1 protein-coding gene is annotated in these 1,457 nt (G+C 53.1%); it reads right to left on the bottom strand.

What is annotated here, in order from left to right; all coding sequences use genetic code 11:
• Positions 1-345: 345 nt before the first annotated feature.
• The gene (locus FKW19_RS15200) at positions 346-1,377 is read right to left on the bottom strand and encodes an IS110 family transposase (protein WP_089179446.1); all 1,032 of its coding nucleotides are present in this window, start codon (positions 1,375-1,377) and stop codon (positions 346-348) included.
• Positions 1,378-1,457 lie beyond the last annotated feature (80 nt).

Here is a 1,457-nt window from a genome sequence, read left to right as displayed (position 1 = left end):
TATGTGGACGGCCGTTTAAGCGCAATACTTCATAATGTTCTTTCGATGTAATTTCCAAAACGGATTATTCTATCGGCTGGATGACAAATACCGATTTAACGTGAAGACCCGGTCAGATGCGCTCTTATGTCCGGCCTGTTTGTGCGACTTTATGCGCTGGCCATCATGGGTGTGCGCTCACGTGTCAGGCACCAATCTGGTATCGCGTGCTCAAGGGCACAGACGGTCGAACGGTATGGCCTGAACTGTGTCTCTGAATGACAGTCTTCCCATCACGTCGGTTCATATACATACTGCCGGATCTACCGGAGCAAGCCCCAGTGTCCATCGTCCTGCTGGTGCAGATCAGGCTGCGGCAACACTGTGCCCAATCGGACGATAGATCTCTTTGCGTGACAACAGGACCCAGATGATACGAGCCATTTTATTGGCAAGTGCGACTGTTGCCAGACGCCTTGGACGACGCGCCATGAGTTCGCATAACCACTGACCCGCAGCGCTCTCCCACTTCTGGGCACGATGAAGCATGGCCGTGGCGCCAAGAACCAGCAATGTTCTTATCTGCCGGTTGCCCGCTTTGGTAATCCTTCCCAGACGGGTTTTACCACCTGTAGAATGCTGACGAGGCACAAGCCCAAGCCATGCGGCAAAATGGCGCGCAGAGGCGAAGGAGCCAATATCCGCGACCGAGGCGACAATCATGGAAGCCGTTATGGGACCTACCCCGGGAATGGTCATCAGCCGACGCGCATCATCATCGTTTTTTGCACGAGCCCGGATCTGCCCTTCCAAAGCATCAATGCTCTGAGCGACTTTTTCGTAATGCTCAAATAACAACATGGCACTCTGCTTCATGGCAGCAGGCAGGTCTGCTGATGCCTCTATTTTTGCCATCAGCACTGGCAGCCGGCGTGTGCCCAGAGGGGCAATCAGCCCGAACTCGGAAGCAAGAGCCCGTAACGCATTACTCAACATGGTCTGCTGTTTGACCAGAAGAGCACGGGTGGAATGCAGCGACAACACACCTTGCTGCTCTTCGCTCTTGATCGGAACAAACATCGTATCAGGATGAGTTGCCGCCATGCAGATTGCAGCCGCATCAACAGCGTCATTTTTCTTGCCTTTTTTGACAAATGGTTTGACCCGATCAGGAGGAACCAGTTTGACATCATGACCAATCCTGCTGATCACCCGTGCCCAGTAATGCGCTGACCCGCAGGCTTCCAGCACAACTTCACAGGGGGCAAGCTTTGCAAAAAATGCCGAAACTTCACTGCGACCAAGCTTGCATTTGAAAATGCTCTTTCCATTCGCATCAGTTCCATGAGCCTGAAAAACAGATTTGGCAATATCAAGGCCGACTATGCTAGCTTTCATCCGGGCGGTCTCCTTCTGATGGTCAGTGAACCTCCATTATGGCACATCGATGCCGCAGGGAGGCCGTCCACCCCATCTGG

Source organism: Acetobacter sp. DmW_125128 (genome assembly GCF_008704325.1).
Taxonomy (GTDB): domain Bacteria; phylum Pseudomonadota; class Alphaproteobacteria; order Acetobacterales; family Acetobacteraceae; genus Acetobacter; species Acetobacter oryzifermentans.
This window is presented reverse-complemented; position numbering and strand designations above follow the sequence as displayed.

Bases quoted from the DNA above. Each gene is read 5' to 3' on its own strand.
- FKW19_RS15200 (WP_089179446.1), bottom strand. From the start codon at position 1,377: ATGAAAGCTAGCATAGTCGGCCTTGATATTGCCAAATCTGTTTTTCAG.